The organism is Bradyrhizobium sp. Ses1, assembly GCF_059512365.1.
Genome location: NZ_JCAMOQ010000016.1, coordinates 97,631 through 117,539 on the forward strand (window position 1 = coordinate 97,631; position 19,909 = coordinate 117,539).

18 protein-coding genes and 1 riboswitch are annotated in these 19,909 nt (G+C 62.4%); of the genes, 7 read left to right on the forward strand and 11 right to left on the reverse strand.

Annotated elements, in window-relative coordinates:
* Positions 1 to 972 carry an adenosylcobinamide-phosphate synthase CbiB gene (gene cbiB, locus AC5ZG5_RS20020; RefSeq protein WP_456643676.1) on the forward strand — a complete coding sequence of 324 codons (972 nt, stop codon included), beginning with the start codon at positions 1 to 3 and terminating at the stop codon, positions 970 to 972.
* On the opposite strand, the gene AC5ZG5_RS20025 is transcribed toward cbiB, so the two are convergent.
* From AC5ZG5_RS20025 to AC5ZG5_RS20050, 6 genes are read right to left on the reverse strand one after another with little or no spacing between them, the layout of a single operon-like run.
* Positions 945 to 2,432 carry a cobyric acid synthase gene (locus AC5ZG5_RS20025; RefSeq protein ID WP_456643677.1) on the reverse strand — a complete coding sequence of 496 codons (1,488 nt, stop codon included), beginning with the start codon at positions 2,430 to 2,432 and terminating at the stop codon, positions 945 to 947. The genes cbiB and AC5ZG5_RS20025 overlap by 28 nt on opposite strands.
* A complete protein-coding gene (gene cobO / locus AC5ZG5_RS20030; RefSeq protein ID WP_456643724.1) occupies positions 2,432 to 3,058 on the reverse strand; it encodes a cob(I)yrinic acid a,c-diamide adenosyltransferase in 627 nt (208 codons plus the stop codon). The genes AC5ZG5_RS20025 and cobO overlap by 1 nt, the downstream gene beginning before the upstream one ends.
* Positions 3,058 to 6,768, reverse strand: coding sequence for a cobaltochelatase subunit CobN (cobN, locus tag AC5ZG5_RS20035; protein WP_456643678.1), 3,711 nt, complete (start codon positions 6,766 to 6,768; stop codon positions 3,058 to 3,060). The genes cobO and cobN overlap by 1 nt, the downstream gene beginning before the upstream one ends.
* A gap of 18 nt (positions 6,769 to 6,786) precedes the next feature.
* Positions 6,787 to 7,800, reverse strand: coding sequence for a cobalamin biosynthesis protein CobW (cobW, locus tag AC5ZG5_RS20040; RefSeq protein WP_456643679.1), 1,014 nt, complete (start codon positions 7,798 to 7,800; stop codon positions 6,787 to 6,789).
* A gap of 3 nt (positions 7,801 to 7,803) precedes the next feature.
* Positions 7,804 to 8,337, reverse strand: a complete 534-nt coding sequence (gene cobU, locus AC5ZG5_RS20045; protein ID WP_456643680.1) for a bifunctional adenosylcobinamide kinase/adenosylcobinamide-phosphate guanylyltransferase — start codon at positions 8,335 to 8,337, stop codon at positions 7,804 to 7,806.
* Complete coding sequence (locus AC5ZG5_RS20050; protein ID WP_456643681.1) at positions 8,334 to 8,783, reverse strand: DUF1636 family protein; 450 nt, start codon at positions 8,781 to 8,783, stop codon at positions 8,334 to 8,336. The genes cobU and AC5ZG5_RS20050 overlap by 4 nt, the downstream gene beginning before the upstream one ends.
* Positions 8,784 to 8,893: 110 nt before the next feature.
* Positions 8,894 to 9,074, reverse strand: a riboswitch (cobalamin riboswitch).
* Between the two features lie 74 nt (positions 9,075 to 9,148).
* On the opposite strand from AC5ZG5_RS20050, the gene cobT reads away from it, so the two are divergent.
* Genes cobT through AC5ZG5_RS20075 form a run of 5 tightly spaced genes read left to right on the forward strand, consistent with a single transcriptional unit; the run spans position 9,149 to position 12,237 of the window.
* Positions 9,149 to 10,204, forward strand: coding sequence for a nicotinate-nucleotide--dimethylbenzimidazole phosphoribosyltransferase (gene cobT / locus AC5ZG5_RS20055; RefSeq protein ID WP_456643682.1), 1,056 nt, complete (start codon positions 9,149 to 9,151; stop codon positions 10,202 to 10,204).
* Positions 10,205 to 10,987 carry an adenosylcobinamide-GDP ribazoletransferase gene (gene cobS / locus AC5ZG5_RS20060; RefSeq protein WP_456643683.1) on the forward strand — a complete coding sequence of 261 codons (783 nt, stop codon included), beginning with the start codon at positions 10,205 to 10,207 and terminating at the stop codon, positions 10,985 to 10,987.
* Between the two features lie 28 nt (positions 10,988 to 11,015).
* Positions 11,016 to 11,315, forward strand: a complete 300-nt coding sequence (locus AC5ZG5_RS20065) for a hypothetical protein (protein WP_130222926.1) — start codon at positions 11,016 to 11,018, stop codon at positions 11,313 to 11,315.
* 25 nt (positions 11,316 to 11,340) lie between these two features.
* Entirely contained in the window at positions 11,341 to 11,523 is a 183-nt protein-coding gene (locus tag AC5ZG5_RS20070) for a CbtB domain-containing protein (RefSeq protein ID WP_028161697.1), read from the forward strand.
* A 6-nt stretch (positions 11,524 to 11,529) separates the two neighbouring features.
* Entirely contained in the window at positions 11,530 to 12,237 is a 708-nt protein-coding gene (locus AC5ZG5_RS20075; RefSeq protein ID WP_456643684.1) for a CbtA family protein, read from the forward strand.
* Positions 12,238 to 12,272: 35 nt separating this feature from the next.
* Here the strand turns inward: AC5ZG5_RS20075 and AC5ZG5_RS20080 are convergent, their stop codons facing one another.
* From AC5ZG5_RS20080 to AC5ZG5_RS20095, 4 genes are all read right to left on the reverse strand, one after another.
* Entirely contained in the window at positions 12,273 to 13,328 is a 1,056-nt protein-coding gene (locus tag AC5ZG5_RS20080) for a hypothetical protein (RefSeq protein WP_456643685.1), read from the reverse strand.
* 29 nt (positions 13,329 to 13,357) lie between these two features.
* Positions 13,358 to 14,383: a glycoside hydrolase family 5 protein gene (locus AC5ZG5_RS20085; protein ID WP_456643686.1), complete on the reverse strand. Its 1,026-nt coding sequence runs from the start codon at positions 14,381 to 14,383 to the stop codon at positions 13,358 to 13,360.
* Entirely contained in the window at positions 14,380 to 15,690 is a 1,311-nt protein-coding gene (locus tag AC5ZG5_RS20090) for an O-antigen ligase family protein (protein WP_130222933.1), read from the reverse strand. Before AC5ZG5_RS20090 ends, AC5ZG5_RS20085 begins: the two co-directional genes overlap by 4 nt.
* A gap of 65 nt (positions 15,691 to 15,755) precedes the next feature.
* Complete coding sequence (locus AC5ZG5_RS20095; protein ID WP_456643687.1) at positions 15,756 to 16,625, reverse strand: WecB/TagA/CpsF family glycosyltransferase; 870 nt, start codon at positions 16,623 to 16,625, stop codon at positions 15,756 to 15,758.
* 893 nt (positions 16,626 to 17,518) lie between these two features.
* On the opposite strand from AC5ZG5_RS20095, the gene AC5ZG5_RS20100 reads away from it, so the two are divergent.
* Positions 17,519 to 18,226 carry a GNAT family N-acetyltransferase gene (locus tag AC5ZG5_RS20100; protein WP_456643688.1) on the forward strand — a complete coding sequence of 236 codons (708 nt, stop codon included), beginning with the start codon at positions 17,519 to 17,521 and terminating at the stop codon, positions 18,224 to 18,226.
* Positions 18,227 to 18,241: 15 nt separating this feature from the next.
* On the opposite strand, the gene AC5ZG5_RS20105 is transcribed toward AC5ZG5_RS20100, so the two are convergent.
* The gene (locus AC5ZG5_RS20105; RefSeq protein ID WP_456643689.1) at positions 18,242 to 19,462 is read right to left on the reverse strand and encodes an FAD-dependent oxidoreductase; all 1,221 of its coding nucleotides are present in this window, start codon (positions 19,460 to 19,462) and stop codon (positions 18,242 to 18,244) included.
* Positions 19,463 to 19,909: the final 447 nt, after the last annotated feature.

The following is a 19,909-nucleotide window of genomic DNA, read 5'->3' on the forward strand; positions in this document are numbered from 1 at the left end:
ATGCTGGCGGGAAGCGAGACGATCCTGATCGTTGTGCTGGCGATCGCATTCGACGCGCTTATTGGCGATCCGGATTTGCTGTGGCGGCGTCTCCCTCATCCGGTGACGCTGATGGGCTCCGTGATCGACCTGCTCGATCGCGCGCTGAACCGCGAGCAATGGTCGGCCACACGGCGCAGGGCCGCGGGATGCCTGACCACGGGCCTGCTGGTCGCGATCTGCGGCGGCCTTGGCCTGCTGCTGGAAGCCACGCTCGGGTGGACGCTGCTCGGGCAAGCAGCCCAAGGGCTTGTGGCCTCCATCCTGATCGCGCAGCGGAGCCTCCATCAACATGTCAACAGGGTCGCCTCCGGCTTCACCGGCGGCGGACTTGCCGAGGCAAGGCGCGCGGTGTCCATGATCGTCGGCCGCGATCCCGAACAGCTCGACGCCAGCGGCGTCTCGCGCGCGGCGATCGAATCCTGCGCAGAGAATTTTTCCGACGGCGTCGTCGCGCCGCTGTTCTGGCTGGCGCTGCTCGGGTTGCCGGGATTGTTCGTCTACAAGGTCGTCAATACCGCGGACTCCATGATCGGCCATCGCAGTCCGCGCCACGAATCCTTTGGCTGGGCGGCGGCGCGGCTTGACGATCTGCTCAACCTCGTCCCAGCAAGACTGGCTGCGGTACTGATCGCACTCGCTGCGCCGATTGCAGGTGGCTCCGTCGCGCAGGCATTCAAAGTCATGTGGCGCGACGCTTCAAAGCATAGATCGCCGAATGCGGGCTGGCCGGAAAGCGCCATGGCAGGCGCGCTCGGTCTCGCCCTGGCCGGGCCTCGCCGCTATGGCGACCGCCTCGTCGATGACCCCTTCCTCAACGCCGGCGCCCGGATGAATGCCGGTTCTGCCGATATCCGCCGCGCACTCAAGCTGCTGATGGCCGCCTGCTCGCTCGAAGCAGTCATCTATGCCGCGCTGGCGTTGGTGGTTTGACGGCTCCGCGCGATCTCGAGCATGCGATCGATGTCGAGATGCGCTTCCAGATGGTCGGCCAACGCATCGAGCGCCGATTCGATCCGAGCTTCATAAGCGACAGACGACGCAATGCCGAGATTGGCGAGCCACGCCTTTCGAAAGCTGTCATTGACGAACAGCCCGTGCAGATACGTCCCCTGCACGCGGCCATCGGCCGAGCCGGCACCATCCGGGCGGCCGGCGATCATGCCCACCGGGCGCGCGCAATCTGCACCGCTGGTGCGGCCGAGATGAATCTCATAGCCCTCGATCGGGCTGCCTGTGGCACAATGAACCGCTTGCACAAGCGTCGTCGATTTATGGGCGTCCATCGTCGTGGCGATATCGAGCAGCCCGAGTCCCTCGACCGTGCCCGCCGGGCCATCGATGCCATCGGGATCAGCGATCGTCCGGCCGAGCATCTGGTAGCCGCCGCATAGCCCGAGCACCTGACCGCCGCGCCGAACATGCGCCTTGATGTCGATATCCCAGCCTTGCGCGCGCAGGAAGGCGAGATCGCCGATCGTCGATTTGCTGCCGGGCAGGATCACGACATCGGCATTGGCCGGGATCGGTTCGCCCGGCCGCACGAATACCAGCCTGACACCGGGCTCCATGCCCAGCGGGTCCAGATCGTCGAAATTGGCGATGCGCGCGAGCACGGGAACGGCGATGACCCTCCGCGCGGATGACGTCTGCACACGATCGAGATCGACGGCGTCCTCGGCAGGCAGCCAGGCAGCCTCAGGCAGCCACGGCACCACGCCGAGCGAGGGCCAACCGGTCATGCGCGTCACTGCTTCAAGTCCCTGGTCGAACAGCCTGGGATCGCCGCGGAACTTGTTGATCAGAAAGCCATGAATGCGCGCGCGCTCCTCGGCTTCCAGCACGAGATGCGTCCCCACGAGGCTGGCGATGACACCGCCGCGATCGATGTCGCCGAGCAGCACCACGGGTACGTCGGCTGCCGTGGCGAAACCCATGTTGGCGATATCGCCGGCGCGCAGATTGATCTCGGCCGGACTGCCCGCGCCTTCGACCAGCACGATGTCCGCTGCCCGGGCGAGATGTGCGAAACTGTCGAGCACAGCGGGCATCAGCGCCGCCTTCTTTCCGAGATAATCGGCCGCCCGAAGCGTGCTGCGTCGCTGGCCCTGCACGATCACCTGCGCACCGGTGTCGGTCTCGGGCTTTAAGAGCACCGGGTTCATATGGACGCTTGGTGCCATCCGCGCGGCGCGGGCCTGCACCGCCTGCGCGCGGCCGATCTCGCCGCCATCGACCGCCACCGCCGCATTGTTCGACATGTTCTGCGGCTTGAACGGCGCGACCGTGAGGCCGCGCCTCACCAGCGCGCGCGCCAGGCCCGCGACAACAGTCGACTTCCCGGCGTTCGAGCCGGTGGCCTGGATCATCAGCGCCGGCGTCGGCCGCGCCATCAGAATTCTATCCCTTTCTGACCCTTCACCCCAGATCGGAACGGATGCTTGACCAGCGTCATCTCGGTGACCAGATCGGCCATCTCGATCAGCGAAGCGTGCGCGTTGCGTCCGGTGATGACGACGTGCTTGTCAGCCGGCTTCTCGTCACGGAGAAATGCAAGCACTTCGTCGATCGGAAGGTAATCGTAACGGAGGACAATGTTGAGTTCGTCCAAGAGGACCATGCGATGGCGATCGTCGCGGATCAGTTCCTTGGCGCGCCCCCAACCCTTCCGGGCGGCTGCAATGTCGCGCTCGCGATCCTGCGTTTCCCAAGTGAACCCTTCGCCCATCACATGCAATGTCACGAGCTCCGGAAACCTGGCCAATACCCGCGCTTCTCCGGTATCCCACTTCGGCGACTTGGTGAATTGCACGACAGCAACAGGATAGCCGTGACCGATATGCCGAAACACCATGCCGAGCGCGGCTGATGTCTTGCCCTTGCCGGTTCCGGTATGGACGATCAAGAGCCCCTTTTCGCCGGTCTTGGTCGCCATGATCTTGTCGCGCGCGGCCTTGTGCTTCCGGGCCTTCTCGCGATGGCGTGCGTTCTCGTCGTCGGCTACGTCGGATGGATTCATCATGCGATTTCTCTCTTTGCTTCGTACAGGCTTTCGGCAATCAAATCCGCGGCGCGATTGGAGCGTGGCGTCCATAATCCGCGCCTGATGGCTTCCGCGAACCGGGCGGCCATCTCGCGGAGCGCGGCCGGATTGGAGCGCTCGATGAAATCTCGCACCGGGTCGTCCTCGAGATAGGCTGCGAACAATTGATCGAAGTGATGATTTGAGACCGCGTCGGTCGAGGCGGCAAAACCGAACAGATAATCAACGGTCGCGGCCATCTCGAACGCGCCTTTGTAGCCGTGTCGCATGACGCCGACGATCCATTTCGGGTTGGCGGCGCGGCCCCGCACCACGCGCGATATCTCATGCGCCAGCGGTCGCACCGCCGGCATCTCCGGCCGCGACGTATCGATATGCGCGATGCGCGGTGCCTGCCCGCGCAATGTCGATACTGTTGCAGCCAGTCCGCCCATGAACTGATAGTAGTCGTCGGAGTCCAGGATATCGTGCTCGCGGTTGTCCTGGGCCTGCGCGATCAGGTCGACGTCGGCCAACCGCGCGACGAGATCGTCGCGGGCCGCGTTCCCCTCAGCCCCCGCGCCATAGGAATAGCCGCCCCAATCCAGATAGACGTCGGCCAGATCGGCGCGATCGTTCCAGCCGCCTTCGTCGATGAAGGCTTGCAGCCCCGCGCCATAAGCGCCGGGCTTTGAGCCGAACACGCGATGAGCGGCGCGTCGCTCAGCGATGTCGCGGCTGATGCCGCTTGCCTCCAGCGCCTGCCGCCGTCGGCGAACATTCGCCGCGATGGGATTGGCGTCATCAGGTTCGTCGAGCTCCGCGACCGCCGCCACTGCGCTCGCGATGATGTCCATCTGGGTCGGAAATGCATCCCGAAACAGGCCTGACACACGGAACGTGACATCGATGCGCGGACGCTTCAGTTCAGACAGGGACGTGATCGCAAAGCCGGTCACCCGTCCGGAGGTCTCCTCCCACGTTGGCCGAACGCCGATCAAGGCGAGCGCCTGCGCAACGTCATCGCCGCCGGTGCGCATGTTGGCGGTCCCCCAGGCTGACAGCGCAATCGTCCGCGGCCATTCGCCGGTTTCCTGCCAGAAGGATTCGACGAGCCGTTCGGCCGCCGATTGCCCGATCCGCCATGCCGAGGGCGTTGGCACCGCGCGCACGTCGACAGCGAAGAAGTTGCGGCCCGTCGGCAGCACATCGGGCCTGCCGCGCGTCGGCGCGCCCGAGGGACCGGGAAGCACGAAGCGACCGTCAAGGCCGCGCAGCAACGCCATCATCTCCTGCGGCGGGCTCGCGTCGATGGCCGGTCGCAATCTCGTCTCGACCCAATTCAGCGCTGCTTCTGTGCGTACCCATGATGGGTCTGGCTTCATCTCACCCGACACCAGCCGCAACGCCAGTTCTTCGATCCGCTCGACTGTGTCGCCCGTCGTCCGCCACAAGCCCGAGCCGAGCCCGGCTAGGACCGCCGGCCGTGGCCCTCTGAATGTGCCAGCGAGGTCGCGGGTCAACGGGTCGAAATCGACAAGGCCGAGATCGAGAGCCAGCGAGCGATGCAGCGAGGCGTCTTCAGCCTTGCGGTCCGAGCGTGGCACGCGCGCGATCGACACGAGCAGATCGGCGCATTGTCTCGAATCGGGCGCGCGCCCGAACACGTGGAGTCCGTCGCGGATCTGCATTTCCTTGATGTCGCACAAATGCGCATCGAGAGCGCGCAGCGCCTCGCCGACTGGCATGTCGCGCGTCAGGTTGACGTCTGCATCGAGCTGCTTGGCCCGCGCCGTCGAAAGAATGTCCTCGGCGATCACAGCCGCGCGCTTCGGATCGAGGTCGGTCGCAACCGAATATTCGTCCACCATCGATTCCAGCCGCGCCAGATCGTCATGCAATCCGGCGCGGGTCACCGGTGGCGTCAGATGATCGATTATAACTGCGGATGTCCGGCGCTTGGCCTGGATGCCCTCGCCGGGATCGTTCACGATGAATGGATACAGATGCGGCAACGGGCCGAGCACCGCGTCCGGCAGGCAATCGGCGGAAAGCCCGGTGCTCTTGCCCGGCAGCCATTCCAGATTGCCATGCTTGCCGAGATGCACGATCGCGTGGGCATCGAACACGCGGCGCAGCCAAAGATAGAATGCCAGATAGTGATGAGGCGGAACGAGGTCCGGATCGTGATAGGAGCTCTTGGGATCGATGTTGTAACCTCGCGCCGGCTGTACGCCGACGACGACGTTGCCGAAGCGATGCAGGCCGAGACGAAACACGCCATTGGCGACATGCGGATCATGGACGGGATCATTCCAACGCTTCGTGACCGCACGCTGAACATTGGGAGAGAGTGCACTAAATGCCGCGCCGTATTCCGCAAGCGGCCATGATGCGCCACCACGCCGCAAGCCGCGCTCTCCGAGCGCATTGGTCGGACCTTCCTGCAACAACCGCATCATGTCGGCCGCATCATCGGGTGCGCCGGAAATCTCGTACCCCTCGTTCCTCATCGCAGCGAGGACTCCGATCAGGCTTTGCGGCGTATCCAGACCGACGCCATTGGCAAGACGGCCGTCGCGGTTGGGATAATTGGCGAGGACAATGGCGACCCGTCGCTGGCTCGCTGGCGTACGGCGTAGCCGCACCCACGCAGCGGCAAGATCGGCCGTCGCCGCCACGCGATCTTCGACCGGCCGAAAGGCCGTCGGCGTGAAGGAGCCAATGCTCTGGCCGGCTTCCTTGAATGCGATGGCATTGGCGAAGATGCGCCCATCGACCTCCGGCAGGACCACATGCATAGCAAGGTCGCGCGGATTGAGGCCGCGGGTCGAGCTTTCCCAGCTGTTGTGGGACATGCCAGCCTGAGCGACCTGCAGCACGGGACAATCGGTCTCGGACAATATCCCCGCATTCTCGCGCGCGGTCGCCGTCGCAAAGGCTGTTGCGTTCACGATGATGTCAGGTGGGTGCGCGGCGAGCGCCGTGCGCAGGAACGCGATCGAACGCTCGTCCTTGAGGCTCGTGACATAGAGCCCGACTGCATTGAGATCGCGCGCCCCCAGCGCCGAGCACAGCGCATTGATCGCGGCGGTATCGCCGCCCGCGACGAGGGCGCGGTAGAAGATCACGGCAGCGTTTGGGCGTTGGTCAGTGGCAGGTTCGCCGTTCCAGAAGCCGGCGGCCGGCATTGGCCGCGCCGAGGGCGGCCTGCTGCCGTAGCCGATCAGATTCGCAGCGAAGCAAAGCGCCAACTGCGCGTTGTCGATGCCGCCTTCGGTGCAATAGCGCCACAGTTCATAGGTCTCGTCGGCGCCCAGCGTGCCGCGCGCAGCCAATGCGGCGTTCCAGTCGGTTTCTCCGGGAATGCAGGCGAACAACGTCCCGCGCTGGATCGCATCGCGCCGAAGGCTTTCGACACCGTGCGGCCAATAGCTTTCGCCGCCGAGCATCCGAAGAACGACGATCTTGGCTTCGCTGAGCGTACGTTCGACATAGAGATCGACAGAAGCGGGATGACCAAGAGCCAGCAGATTGGTCAGACGGACACTCGGGAAGTCCGCAGGCAATGCCGCATGCGCAGCGCCGAAGGCCGCGAGATCACTGTCCGCGGCAGACAATATCACGATGTCGGCGGTTTCCTGGCCGAGGTCGCGAGCGACATCTCCGTCGTCGATGCTGCCACCGCTGTCGAGTTTCAGATGCATTGATCGCCCTTCGAAAGGCTATCCCGCAAGCGCCCGACGTGCGGCATCGGCGTCAAATCCTTTCAGGCCGATCACGACAAGATGCTCGGCCTGCCTGGCGTCGGGCCGCGCGAACGCCAGCTCAACACGGCTGCCGACCGCCTGCACCACGATCGGCGCAGGCTTTTCGGAGATGCGCGCATGGCCCTTGACGCGCAGCACCCCCGCGAGACTGAGGACATCGCTGACCCGTGCGCGCATCGCCTCGACGCTCTCGGCCGCCGCAGGCCTTACGACGATACTGTCGAAATCGTCGTGATCGTGCTCCTCTTCCTCTCCGTGATGCCCGGCCCGCGCAGCGAGGTCGTTCTCGGCATCGGCCTTCATCCCGATGAGGACGTCGGGCGCAAGCGCTCCATGGGAGCGTACGACACGGACACCTTGCCTCAATTGTGCAGCAAGCCGGTCTTCGATGCCGCTGAGCACATCCGGCGACACCAGATCGCTCTTGGAAACGACCACGAGGTCGGCACAGGCGAGCTGATCCTCAAACACTTCCTCGATCGGGTCGTCGTGATCGATTTCCTCGTCCGCGGCGCGCTGGGCCGCGACCGCATGTTCGTCGAGCACGACGCGTCCTTCCGATAGCGCCAACGCGTCGACGACCGTCACCACGCCATCGACGGTTGCGCGCGTGCGGACCGCGGGCCACGCGAACGCCTTCAAGAGTGGCTGCGGCAGCGCGAGGCCTGAGGTCTCGATCACGATCGCGTCCAGCGGCTCGTCGCGCGTCAGCAGCTTGTCCATGGTCGGAATGAAATCGTCGGCGACCGTGCAGCAGATGCAGCCATTGGTCAGCTCGACGATGTCGCCGGGCGCACAGGCCTTGGCCGCGCATTCCTCGACAAGACCGCCGTCGAAACCGGCATCTCCGAACTCGTTGACGATGACGGCGATGCGGCGGCCGTCGGCTTGCGTCAGAAGCGAGCGCAACAGTGTCGTCTTGCCGGCACCGAGAAAACCGGTGAGCACGGTGACTGGAACACGGGACATATTTCAGGACTCCTTAAGGGAACGTTTGAGCCACAGCGGAAGGCCGGCCGCGACGAACACGACGTTGGGAACGCTTGAGGCGACCATCTGATTGAGACGGCCCTGCGCATCGCGGAAATCGCGGCCGAGCCTGGTTTCGGGCACGATGCCGAGACCGACCTCGTTCGACACCAGGACAACGGGGTTTGCGGCGACGCCTAGAAATTCCGCGAGCCGTTTCGCCTCGACATCGAGGTCACGCCCGGCGAGCATCAAGTTGGAGAGCCAGAGTGTCAGGCAATCGACCAGGACCGCGCAGCCGGGTCGCGATACCTGCGTAAGGACATCGATGAGCGCCAACGGCTCCTCCACGGTCGTCCAATCCGAACCGCGCCTGCTGCGATGATGCGCGATCCTGTCCTGCATCTCCCCATCGCCTGCGGTAGCTGTTGCCAGATACACGCGAGCAAGGCCGCTTTCGGCAATCATTCGCTCGGCAAAAGCCGATTTGCCCGAGCGTGCGCCGCCCAGTACCAGCGTGGTCGAGAGATCAGTCATTTCGGAGCGCTGCCATCTTCGGGCGACCAGCGAACGGGCGGCAGCCGCGCCACCATCCCCTTGCGCAGGATCTCGGCGCGCTCGCGCCACGGCACCAGGCCGTAGGTCGATTTGCGATAGGAATCGACGAAAGACGCGACGGCACCAGCGCCCTCGGGCTCGAGATCGCCGAAGAGGAAGGTGTAACCATCCGAGCTCGAAACCGCGACCGTGGTCGGCCGCTTGCACACGCTCAAGCACTGCACGCGCCGGACCTGAACGGCCGCGTCGCGTTTGCCTGTAGCGACCCGGATCGCGTCGAACATGGCGGGCCCGGCCAACACGCCCTCCGACGTCTTGCAGGTGACGCATACGCTCACGACGACGGGACTGCCGGGCGCAGTCGGCGGCAAATATTCGCCCGGGCGAGAATCAGTATCTTGCTGATCGACGTCGTTGCGATCCATCACGATGCTCAAGTCAGGCCCATGACGGCCGCGAGCTTTGTTGGATCGCGTTCGACGGTGGAAGACCATCGAACTCATTCCGTCCGGTGCACCCCGCCCGACGAACCTCCAAAGCACAATGCGCGATGGCAGGTCTCCTGGCTCGCGGGTCGTCGCCTTTCGCCGCCTTCCCGGTCATCCCAGTGGCCTCGGCTTTGGCTCGCCGCTTACAGTTGCGGGGGCAGCGTCGGCATTGCACCGACTTCCCTTTTTCACCTTCCCGAAGGAAGGACCATCGCCGCCACGCTAGCTGTCCCCGCGACGGCGGTCAACCGCAGTTGACCCGCCCGTTTGCTTCGGTCACTTAAGGCGCGCACGAGGAGCCCATGACCTTCCAAATCCCATCCGATTGGCAAATTCCCGCAATCGCTCCGCTCGATCAGACGCTTGCCGCAACGATGCGCGCGCGAATCGACGGCAAAGCCAAGCCGCCGGGCTCACTGGGACGAATCGAAGACCTGGCGGTGCAACTCGGCATGATCGCGCATCCATCCGCCGCAGCGCTGCAAAACGCCGTTCTGCTCGTATTCGCTGGTGATCACGGATTGACGGAAGAAGGCGTTTCGCAATATCCGTCCGCCGTGACGGCCGCGATGGTGAGGACTTATCTCGCAGGCCGAGCCAGCGCCAACGCCTTTGCGGCCGCGTCAGATGTCGGGATCCGCATCGTGGATGCCGGCGTCGCCAGCGAGCTGCCTTCCCATCCCGATCTCCTCAGCATCAAGATTCGGACCGGCACCGCGAATTCTGCGCGTGAGGCAGCGATGTCGGCCCAGGACGCGCACAAGGCGCTCGCGGCCGGCTTTGCCATAGCTTCCAGTGAAATCGATGCTGGGGCCGACATCGTCGCGCTCGGCGAAATGGGAATCGGCAACACCGCATCTTCCGCGCTGCTGGTGCATCGGCTGGCGCCCGCGCCGCTCGATGACTGCATCGGCGTCGGCGCAGGCCAGGACGAGCCAGGCATGGCCCGCAAGCGCGCCGCCATCCACAAGGCAGCCAATCGCAGCGATGCGACCGCGCCGTTCGAGGTACTCCGGGAATTCGGCGGCCTCGAGATCGCGATGATGGCAGGCGCCGCGCTTGGTGCAGCGGCACATCGCCGTCCGGTCGTCATCGACGGCTTCATTTCGTCCGCCGCCGCCCTCGTCGCCGTCAGGCTGGCGCCGGCGACGCGTGACTATTGCGTCTTCGCGCATAGGTCGGCCGAGAAAGGTCACGACATCGTATTGGCGGCACTTCAGGCACAGCCGTTGCTCGCTCTCGACATGAGACTTGGCGAGGGCACCGGCGCACTACTGGCGGTCCCGCTGGTGCGCGCCGCGTCCCGCCTGCTGACCGACGTCGCCGACCTCAGCGATGTGCTGGAAGGAAGGATCTAGATGAGCCTGGATCGTTTTCGCGACGCGGTCCGATTCCTCACCATCATTCCTGTCGGCGCTTCGAACGATGCGCCTGATTCCGAGTGGCTGGTCCGCTCGGCGCAGTTTTTCCCGCTGGTCGGTGCGATCGTCGGTTTGGTTTCGGCGGCGGCTCTTCTGCTGAGCTCGCTCGTATTAGGACCAGTGATCGCGGCGCTCATGGCAGTGTTGGCAAGCGTCCTTCTCACCAGTGGGTTCCACGAGGATGGCCTGGCTGACACCGCTGATGGCTTGGGCGGCGGCTGGACGGTCGAACAGCGTCTCACCATCATGAAGGACAGCCGGATCGGCACCTATGGCACGCTCGCGCTGATCTTCGCGGTCGCATTGCGGGTCGCGGCGGTCGCCGAGATGCCGCCGTGGATTGGTGCGGCGGCGCTGATTGCAAGTGGAGCCGGCGGTCGCGCCGTGGGCTTGCCGATCATCGGCTGGATGAAATATGCGGGTAACACCTCCGCGATGAAGGTGGCCTATGCGCCCTCTCCGCTCCGGGCAGGCGAAATCGGTTTCGCGACGATCGTCGTGCTGCTCGCGCTGGCACCGCTCGCCGCGACCTCCGACACGCATGCCCCGATCGCGCTTATTGGCGGCATCGCTTGCGGCATCGCACTGGCAGTTGCGGTCACGCTGTGGTCGCGACGATCGATCGGCGGCTATACCGGCGACGTACTCGGGGCCATCGAGCAGGTGTTCGAGGTTGGCTTCCTGCTCGGCGTTGCTGCCGTCATCCGGTCGGCCATGTGATCTGCGCCTATGTTCGAGTGAATCGTCGATGTCTGACGAAGGCGAACCGATCTGGCGCAGCGACATCGATTCATTGGCATTCCGTCCCTCCGGACACATGGGCATATGCGTCATGCACCGGCGCGCATTCCGGACGCTGCTGGGCTGCATGCCTTCGTCACAGCAGTGCATCGATTTCTACCTGATACACCGGGATTCGTTCGAAGCGGCGGCCCGCGCCAAACTGGCCGCGAGAAGCATCCGGGAAACGGACAACTTTCATCTCACCAGCCGCGACGTCCGTCGCCGGCTAAAAAATTCGGTCGCATCTGATGATGCCGTGGGCTAGAATGACTTGCCGAACGAGGATCATCATGCAGCAGACGCAATCAGCCAATTTTACCACCGTTGCCACCGGAACGAATGTCATCGTTCAGGCCGTTCTGGCGATGGCTCTTGGTTTGTTCGTCGTCGGCATGGTCGGCTTTTCGCACATCAGCGCCGTCCATAACGCCGCCCACGACGTGCGCCATGCCAACGCTTTCCCCTGTCACTGACGACAGATGCACGTCTTCAGATCGATCGTGTTTGCGGCATCGCTTGCCGGATTGATCGTCGGCGCGCTGATATCGGTGGTTCAGTTCTTCGGAACGGTGCCGCTGCTCCAGAAGAGCGAGGTCTTCGAGAAGGCTGCGGCCGATGCACACCACAAGGCTTCCCACGCCGGCAGCGCTGAAGCAGACCATCATCACGATGCGGAATGGGAGCCCGAGGAGGGCTTCCAGCGCAGCGCCCTCACCGTCGCCGCCAACGTCCTTACCGCGATCGGCTTCGGCCTCCTGCTCACCGGCATCTATGCGCTTCGGCAACGACCGGTCCATTGGCGCGAAGGTCTGTTTTGGGGCCTTGCCGGGTTCGCCGTTTTTGTCGCGGCGCCTGGTCTTGGCCTCCCTCCCGAGTTGCCGGGCCTGCCGGTCGCCGATCTCACCGCGCGGCAAATCTGGTGGATCGCAACCGCCGCTCTGACAGCATCAGCGCTCTACCTCCTGATCCTGCGCTCGGAGCCGTGGGCTGCGGTTCTCGGGGTCATACTCATTGTCATCCCGCATCTCGTCGGCGCCCCTGTTGCACCCGAGTCTCATGCCGAAGTGCCAGCGTCCCTTTCGCACCAGTTCGTGGTGACCGTCGTGCTCACCGGACTCCTGTTCTGGAGCCTGCTCGGCGTCGCAACGAGCCTCGCGTTCGATAGAGTATCAAGGAAGCGAGGTTAGGCCGCCGATCGTCAGGCTGGGCGCCCGCCACCTCGTCACCGGAATTGCCAGCACCAGGACGGATCGCCGCGATCGCGGCGCTCCGTCATGTCGACGCGCATGAAACGATCATGCGCGAGCGCGGCGCCGACCCAGAGCTCGTTCCAGGCATCGAACACCGCGGGAGACATCGGCCCGCGCTCTGCCATCAGGCGCCATGAGGTCTGCCGTACCATCGCGGTCGCGCCCTGCACGCGCAACTCGGCGTCGTCGCCCTGCCCACGGGCAATGCGCGCGAAGGCGCTGGCGAAGCCCTCGGCGCCGGGACCGACACCACCGAGCAGCGATGCAACGTCGTCAAAGGTGTGCATCCCGACCAGCCGCGCCGCAGCGCCGGCAAGATGGCCGCCCTCCTCGGGACCGAGCACCGCGATGGTTTCCGGCACGATCGACGTGATGTATTCCATCGCGTAGTTGCGCAGGACCTTTTGAAGGCGCCCTTCGGGCCAGGTGTTTTCGGCAAGCCGTGGCGCAAGATCGACCCGAAACGGGGGACATTGCTCGCCGGGCGAGAACTGCAGCCGTTCATCGGGTGTGAGGTCGTGATCCCACTCCTTGTAGTAGCCTTCCAGGCCGGGCTGTCCGTCGACCGTTTGGCCCGTACAGACGAAGCCCAGCCGCGGATTACCGAGGACGACGCCATTATTGGCGTGCCATCCGCGCAGCATCGCGCGCGACACTTCCGACGGAATGCCGCAGATCGCGGTGCCCGACCAGATCCACCGCGGCGGCGGATATCGTACCCAGGCCTTTTGGTCGCTCTCGTAAACATATTCGACCTTAACGCCGCCGACTTGGTTTGAAAGATAATGGTATTGCGCGCACGCGACCGCGTGCGGAAGCTTGTCGAGCCCGAGCTTTTTCAATCCCGGAACAAAGCGGGCCAGTTGCTGGCGTCGGAAGGTCCGAAACACCACCTCCGCCGCTCGCGCGGCGCCGGCGCGCGACGATAGCATCAGGATGAGGCCCGTGAGATAGGAATGGTAGATCAGTTCGACGGCCCGATAGGCGGCGACGTCATCCTTGGCTCGGCTCTCCGCGCTTCCGCTCAATTTTTCTTCTCCAAACCTGCGACTATGCTTCACTGCCCCGACGGAATGAGAGCGCGCAAAATGTCCCGATTCCACATTTGACGGACGCTATCGAACGCAGCGAAATCGTGGTCGAATTGCCAGTAGGCCCATGCCCAGCCAAATCGGTCAGCGTTTCGCGCCACGAACGACAAGTATCTCTGGCGGCTTTCAGATGGCGCGCGCTCATAAACCCCGAACTCGCCGAGATAGATCGGACGTTTCTCGCGGCGTGACCAAAGATTGATTCTGGTGAAATCAGCGACAACTCTCGCTTCGTCCTCGCGGGCACCCCAATCCTGGGGTCCAATCGTCGAGAATGTTCGCGACCATGGCGCGCCTTGATGGGTAAACCTTATCGGCGCGTAATAGTGAAAAGTCACGATCAGTTTTCTGTCACCGGCCGGCAGAGTCAACTCGTCAATAGGCGCATCGTCGGTGTTGAGAACAGCGACAATGACAGTTCGCTCAGGGTTCGCAACCCTGATAATGCCGAGACATTCATTGAGAAGTGAGTTCCATTCGGCCGAGGTCATATGTCCCCCAGGCTCGTTCAGAATTTCGAATACAAGCGCAGGATACTTCCCTGCATAGCGCGACGCGATCTGCTTCCAGAATGATTTGAGCTTGTCGGCGCATCGCGAGATATAACGCTGGCAAAAATCGGTGTCGTGCTCATCCAGAATGGGAATGAGCTTCCTTGCAAGAACCTCTTCGATAACTCTATCGAGGCGCTTCAAGACGGCTTCATCAAGGATGTTATCCGAATCCATATGCTTGAAGCCGAACAAATTGATTCTGACATGTGAGAAGCCGGCCCTTTGAATTGCGGTCAGGTTCTCCAAACGGAATGGGGCATTTTCGGCGCCCTCCCAGATGCCGTCATATCCCAGGATATTGATGCCGCGTCCCAAGCCCGCGACGTCGCGAAACGCGATCTGCTCGGATCCGTAGGCTCGCGGGATCCACATTGCCAAGACGAAAGCCAGCAGGAGGAACTTGAGGGCCGCTGGCCGGCGGGCAAGTGTGCCGATCATTGCTCCGCCAACTCACGATCGCCGTGATCTTCCGGCAGCACCGGCCGACAGGTTGCGAGGAAGAAGACCAGCAACAGCACCGATGTAAACATCGTGGAACGGAGGAATATCGTCTCCGTAAAATTGGTCTGAAAACTGAGGACGGAGAACCCTATGATCAGGGCACAATGAAACCGATCGATCGATCGGGATGAAATCAGATGGAGCACCTTGTTCGAAAACAGGAAGACGCTTGCCGCAAAAAGCAAATAACCCAAAAGCCCCGTTTCCATGAGAATGGTGATGTAGCCGCTGTGGTAGTTGTCGAGCACCCAACCGTGATTCTGCTCGAAATAATCATAGATCGATTGGGTCGTCCAAAATCCGTTTATTCCAAAGCCAAGCAAGGGCGCATCGTCGAAGTGGCTTATCGCGTACTGCCAAATGAAGGTTCTCTCCGTGAAGTCGATCGTCGTGTCAAACAAATGGATGGAGTCGTATCCGGTCACGTAGAAATACAGGATCAGCAAGCCCGCCATGATGCACATGACAAAGGGCAACACCGCATAGACTTTCATGCAATTCACCGACCGCAAGGAGGTGAACAGCAATCCGCAGGCCGCCAACGCCACCGCACCGGCGCCTCGCGAGCCCGAAGCCAGGACGCACGTTGAAGCGAGCAAGAACGTGACAAGGAAGGGTAGCCATCTTTGCCCTGTCGTCTTTCGATAATAGGCAAAGAACATGAGATAGGCTCCGACGAAGCCTAGTGTTTGCTTTGACTCATAAACACCTTGCCATTGGCCGTTGTGCATCCAACTGCTGTCAACTCCTATGTCCGGCACGAACACGGCGAACAAAGCGGATGCCGCAACCAGTACCAGGAGGCCCCGAGTGACCGATTTGACAATGTCGTCAATATCCAGTCGCGTGATAAGACAGAATGCGCCGAGGGTCGTTATTGCAAGAGCCGCGCTTTTCATGATGGCCGCGAGGCTCAGGTTCGTCCAAAACACGGAAATGGCGGCAAGGACATAGAATGAAACGATCCCGATCAAGTCGGGGTTGAACCCGAGCCGCAGATTAGGTCGCACAAACGCGCTTGCATAAATCAGCACAATCCACATCGACAGCGCAGCGAACTGCTGCAGATAGGTCTGTTCCACCGCCAATAGGGCAGTGTTGAGGGTCCCCATCGATGCCACCACATTGATGGTGATGGACCAATTCATGATGGCCTTTGCGGCCCGCTCGATGTCGACACCGCGCATGTGCGGGATCGCGCCGTCAAGCGCGCCCGCATCCACCTGAATTTGTGCTCCGGTCATGGAATGAGCTTCGTGAAGCGCGGTTAATTATTTGCTATTGCAACCGCTCGGCACGGCACGCAGCGTCAGTCGCGCTCGGTTGGCGTGGAATGGCTCCGGTTAAATAGCAGATAGAGCGCGCGCGGATTGGTAGTCAGATAGCGCCAGAACAGCCGGCGCGGCTCGAGCCAGATCCGCCAGGCCCATTCCAGCCCGACATTCTGCATCCATTGCGGCGCGCGGCGGCGGCTGCCGGAGAGGAAGTTGAACAGCCCGCCCGAGGTCTTGATGACACCGACATTGGAGAGCCGTGGCGTGAACTCCTCGACAAAGGCCTGCTCATAGGGCACGCCGAGCGCGACCCAGAGATAGTCGGGCGCCAACGCATTGATCTCGTCGACCTTGGCACGTAGCGCGTCGCCGCGCAGATAGCCATGCGAATGGCCGACGATCTTCAGCTTCGGATACATCCTGCGGACATTGGCGACAGCGGCGGCATTCTCCGCCTCGTCAGCGCCGAACATGTAGAAGGAGAGCCCGGCCGCCTCGGCCTTGCGCGCGACGACGTGGAACAGGTCGGTTGTGGCAACCCGCTCCGGCAGCGGCTGCGATGACTTGAACCGTGACACCGTGACCAGCGGCTGTCCGTCGGCATTGATGAGGTCGGCGGCGCGGAACAGGCGGTCCGTCATCGGCTCGGTCGAGCAGCGTGCCACCACCTCGCCATTCGCCGACGTCAGATAGAGCGGACGGCCAGCGCGGCGTTTTGGCGAAACCTGTTCGATCATGAAATCGGCGGTCTGCTCGAGATCGAGTACGGCGAGCCGAAGCCCTCCGACCGTGACGCGGGGGATCTCGGCGGTGGCCGCCCTGCCGATGAGGTTCGCGCGACGCTCGCGCACATTGTCTTTCTCTGACGCTTCACGGCGTGAAGCTGCGCCCGTCGACGACTGCATCGCCGCTCCCCGCGAGGTGTCGCAAATCCGGACGGTTGAGACAGTCCGACCGAAACCGACACGCCAATTGCGTTCGTCCGCGTCCCCTGACATCGAAATCGGGCCGGAAATCAGCTCTTTCATCATGATTCAAGCACTTCAGTTGGAGATCTCTATCGTTGTCCACTCCAACTGCAATATGCAGTCCATCGGCGCCCCCGAGTCCGCGCGACGGTTCGACGCTGCGCGAACTGGTTAACTATTCGCAAAGGTGTGGAGCGCTCGCTAACCATAACAAAACGTTACACGTCGCGCGGCGGTGGCAAGGTCGGCCCGCGATCAAGACATTTGGTAGGAGTCCGCGCAGCGGGCGGCAACCACGATACATTAATACAGATCGCACTCGGCCCGTGTCTCCGCCAATCTGCGTGTGCTAGAAGGTCGCAGCTCCGGCTCGGCCGGCATTTTCGAAAAAGTCCGGTTTGTCTGTCGCACGTATGAACAAGAATAATAGCGACGCGTTCGATGTCTGCATCGAAAACGCATTTGATTTTTTGTCTCAAGAATACGCCGAACTGTTTGCTGGCTCGGACGCCACGGCGTTCCAGCATCCGGTGTGGCTGGACACGCTATATCGCAAGCTCGCGCCCGTCGCGGCAGCAAAACCCCTGATCGTCACGGTCCGCCGTCGCGCGACCGGAAAACTGGCGATGGTGCTGCCTTTGATGCGGGTGCCGCGTGGGCCGATGCGGACGGTTGAATTCGCTGACCTCCGCGTGTCCGATTATCTGACCCCTGTGTGCACGGCCGAGATATTTTCCGAACTGCTCCAGGACGAGGATGCCTGCCTGACGCTCCGCAGGCTTGTCAGGCCGTTCGACTTCTTGCGTATGTGCAAGCTTCCTGATGGAAGAATGCCGATCGAGAACCTTCTTGCAGCGCCTCGCCGTACGGTCATGGAGATGAATGCCTACGCGACAGCGCTAGTCGCCCCGTTCGAGCAATGGCGGGCGGGCGCGCTGAGCCGCTCCTATCAGAAAGAACTCGCAAAGAAGCTGCGTCAGCTACAAAAGAAGGGCGCGTTGAGCTTTTCATGCTGCGACGACGATGCATCCATCATGGCCGCGATGGAGATGATGAAGAACTTTCGAGGCCCGCGGTTTCGAGCCCAGGGCGATGGCGACCTGTTGCAGCGTCCCGAATATTTCGACTTCTATTCCACCGTGGCGCTCCGCGGCCTCAGGGCCTTTGTTCGTCTCTACACTATGAAAATGGACGGCAACCTGATTGCGGCAGTGCTGGGATTGTGCCACCGCGGCCGTTTCCTCGTCATTATGAGCGCATTCGACATCACGGGATACAAGAGCCAATCCATTGGCGCGCTGATGTTCGAACAAGTCGCCAGGGATTGCATCGAGCGCGGGGATCAGATCCTGGACTTCACCATTGGCGACGAACCGTACAAGAAGATGTTTGGCGGCCAGCCCTCGCCGTTGTCGAGCGTGACTCAGGCGGGTAGCGTCGCCGGCTCCCTTGCTCTGTTCGCGTTACGACAGGCGCCCTGGATCAAACTGGCCGCCAAGCGGATGGCCGAATTCAAGCTGCGGCCGGTCCGTACCTGAGCTTAAACCTGCTCACTAGGCACGAAGCGCGCCACGGACACGTGCGATCCATCCCGGCCTGATACCGTCGACCCGATAGGTGATATTGCGACGAAGAAAATGCACCCTGCGCCGCACGTTCCATCTTATGTCGCTGCTCGACGTCAGTGCCTGCCGAAAACGCGCCATTTGCAGGGAGTGTTGGTCGGCAGCCACTTTGTCCGGATCGGAGTAGAACTCCGATATCTTGTCCTTGCCCATGCCGCCGGTTTCGAACCAGCGCGGCACATATTCCACGCAAAGACGCTCGACATCCACCAGAAGACGGCTCACTCCGGTGCCGGCTGCAGGACAGTTGGTTTGAAACGCGTCGCCAATCAGCACGACGCCCGGCTGCAGATGGCCTTCGGCGACAGACAGGTCCATCACCCAATTCTGCACCTGACCGATGACGCTGAAATCTCCGAGATAGGACTGCAATCCCGGCATGAGCCGCAGCAACGTTGATCCGGTCTGCCGCCTCAGCTCGCGCATGATCGGATCGGTCGAATCGCGAAACATGAACAGGTTTGCCCGCATGCCACCCCGCACCGGAAACAAACTGAGATAGTCGACGCCGTCGATGGCCCGTTCGCCATAGCAGGTGAGCGCCTCGAATTCAAACGGCAAATTGTCCGGACGGGCAATCGTGAAGCCGAACGAAACCGAATGACGCTCGGCGAGAATGCGCCGCGTGATTCCGAGGCCGTATCCAAGAGCTCCGGCCATACCCGTCGCCAGGACAACGAGACGCGCAGTGACGCGCGCTCCGGACGCCAAAACGAGATGCTGAACGTCATCGCTGCAGCTCACAGCGGTCACCTGGTCGACAATGAAGCCGGAATGACCCGGCATCAGACGTCGTGCCAGGCCAACGAGGTCCGCATAGGGAAGGCCGTAGGTTTGGCCGGCACTGACGTCGACCACCCGGCCTTCTCTGATATTAATCACGCGGTCGTATGCGCACGCGACCGCCTCGAGTTCGCGGATGAAACCCAGCCTGCGAAAGACATCGACTTGTCGGCCGGCGATCTTCTCGACGCGGAATTCTTCCGGATAAACCGCTCGCTTGTCGATCAGGACGACCTGGTAGCCAGCCCTGGCGAGGACTGCCGCCGCGAGCGATCCCGCCAGCCCGCCGCCGACAATCGCTACGTCCGTGGTGATGGTTTCACGTCCCTCTTCCGCGATCGGTTGTATCACCTCATTCACCATCATGTTTGCCGGCTCTGACGATTGATACCGGCCGAACTGCAATTTTCTCGCCTGATATCCACTTCGCCGAACCGGCACGATCATTTTTGAGCATCGCAGTTAACGCCCGCGGCCTAGTCCAGATCTGGCGACGTCCCGGCACGCGCCTTGCTCAAAGAGTATCGTGGAATCTATTTCCCGCTTACTCAGCACTAGGGTGAACCATTGTTTATCGTCAGGTCAGCAGGTCATTTACGTGCAAACGGCCGGTGGCTGTGCAGATTTGGCTTCGGCAATCATCTTCGTGCCGCCGCAGCGGCGATCCTGGGAAACCATCGTTTGCCCTGTCTGAAGACAGTCGGGACAGCGGCGTTCCACAATAGAGCAAGGCCGCAGGTCCGCCGGAGAGGGCAAGTTTGCGCCGGTGCATTTACCGGGTGGGGAGAACGAAATCTTAGGTGCCGAACATTA

Coding starts and splice junctions, on each gene's coding strand:
- cobN (WP_456643678.1), bottom strand. CDS start 6,768: ATGCATCTGAAACTCGACAGCGGTGGCAGCATCGACGACGGAGATGTC.
- AC5ZG5_RS20070 (WP_028161697.1), top strand. CDS start 11,341: ATGCAGCAGACGCAATCAGCCAATTTTACCACCGTTGCCACCGGAACG.
- cobS (WP_456643683.1), top strand. CDS start 10,205: ATGAGCCTGGATCGTTTTCGCGACGCGGTCCGATTCCTCACCATCATT.
- cobO (WP_456643724.1), bottom strand. CDS start 3,058: ATGAATCCATCCGACGTAGCCGACGACGAGAACGCACGCCATCGCGAG.
- AC5ZG5_RS20075 (WP_456643684.1), top strand. CDS start 11,530: ATGCACGTCTTCAGATCGATCGTGTTTGCGGCATCGCTTGCCGGATTG.
- cobT (WP_456643682.1), top strand. CDS start 9,149: ATGACCTTCCAAATCCCATCCGATTGGCAAATTCCCGCAATCGCTCCG.
- AC5ZG5_RS20065 (WP_130222926.1), top strand. CDS start 11,016: ATGTCTGACGAAGGCGAACCGATCTGGCGCAGCGACATCGATTCATTG.
- AC5ZG5_RS20085 (WP_456643686.1), bottom strand. CDS start 14,383: ATGATCGGCACACTTGCCCGCCGGCCAGCGGCCCTCAAGTTCCTCCTG.
- AC5ZG5_RS20105 (WP_456643689.1), bottom strand. CDS start 19,462: ATGATGGTGAATGAGGTGATACAACCGATCGCGGAAGAGGGACGTGAA.
- AC5ZG5_RS20095 (WP_456643687.1), bottom strand. CDS start 16,625: ATGCAGTCGTCGACGGGCGCAGCTTCACGCCGTGAAGCGTCAGAGAAA.
- cobU (WP_456643680.1), bottom strand. CDS start 8,337: ATGACTGATCTCTCGACCACGCTGGTACTGGGCGGCGCACGCTCGGGC.
- cobW (WP_456643679.1), bottom strand. CDS start 7,800: ATGTCCCGTGTTCCAGTCACCGTGCTCACCGGTTTTCTCGGTGCCGGC.
- AC5ZG5_RS20100 (WP_456643688.1), top strand. CDS start 17,519: ATGCCGATCGAGAACCTTCTTGCAGCGCCTCGCCGTACGGTCATGGAG.
- AC5ZG5_RS20025 (WP_456643677.1), bottom strand. CDS start 2,432: ATGGCGCGGCCGACGCCGGCGCTGATGATCCAGGCCACCGGCTCGAAC.
- AC5ZG5_RS20050 (WP_456643681.1), bottom strand. CDS start 8,783: ATGGATCGCAACGACGTCGATCAGCAAGATACTGATTCTCGCCCGGGC.
- AC5ZG5_RS20090 (WP_130222933.1), bottom strand. CDS start 15,690: ATGACCGGAGCACAAATTCAGGTGGATGCGGGCGCGCTTGACGGCGCG.
- cbiB (WP_456643676.1), top strand. CDS start 1: ATGCTGGCGGGAAGCGAGACGATCCTGATCGTTGTGCTGGCGATCGCA.